This window comes from Pseudomonas peli (assembly GCF_050563605.1).
Lineage (GTDB): Bacteria > Pseudomonadota > Gammaproteobacteria > Pseudomonadales > Pseudomonadaceae > Aquipseudomonas > Aquipseudomonas peli_A.
Map to the genome: position 1 here is coordinate 1 of NZ_JBNXUH010000348.1, position 340 is coordinate 340.

At 60.8% G+C, this 340-nt stretch carries 1 pseudogene; it reads left to right on the forward strand.

Features of this window, described 5'->3' with window-relative positions:
- Positions 1–163: 163 nt before the first annotated feature.
- Positions 164–340: pseudogene (locus ACQ4LH_RS21960) on the forward strand (rod shape-determining protein); the annotation flags it as partial.

A 340-nucleotide genomic window follows, 5' to 3' on the forward strand; every position in this document is an offset into this window, starting at 1 on the left:
GGTCGGAATCGAAGCCAAACGCATGCTCGGCCGTACGCATGGAAACATTGCTGACATCCGTACGATGAAAGACCGNTTCCTGCTCACCGCCTCCTCCTTCCCCCGCCCTCTCGCCGTTCTCCTCCCGCCCTCGTCGCCGCGTCCACGCTCCCGCGCCCGACCACAAGCAAACCCCCTGCTCGGCCGTACCCCTGGCAACATTGCTGCCATCCGTCCGATGAAAGACGGCGTGATCGCCGACTTCAGCGTCTGCGAGAAGATGCTGCAGTACTTCATCAACAAAGTTCACGAAAACAGCTTCCTGCAGCCGTCGCCGCGCGTGCTGATCCTGTCTCTTATA